Annotated in this window: 1 protein-coding gene; it reads right to left on the reverse strand. The window is 37.6% G+C overall.

What is annotated here, in order from left to right; all coding sequences use genetic code 11:
* On the reverse strand, positions 1-250 hold a 250-nt coding region (locus tag ACEO2X_RS14690; protein ID WP_371972219.1), incomplete at both ends, for a transposase.

A 250-nucleotide genomic window follows, 5' to 3' on the forward strand; every position in this document is an offset into this window, starting at 1 on the left:
CTTAATAATCGTTGATATAAAGCTTCAATGTGTGGATTATATTTAATCGCTGTTAATGCTGACATATACAATACTGAGCGTATTTTACTGTCACCTGCTTTTGATAAGTGACTTTGCTTGTTGACTGAACTGCCAGACAACTGATGTACTGGAACCAAACCTACATATGCAGCAGCTTGACTTGCTTTTTCAAACTTGTGCGAATGAAATAACCCCAACAGTAATAAGCCTGATCGTTCACCGATTGAAG

Source organism: Acinetobacter sp. AL9, assembly GCF_041464035.1.
GTDB lineage: Bacteria > Pseudomonadota > Gammaproteobacteria > Pseudomonadales > Moraxellaceae > Acinetobacter > Acinetobacter towneri.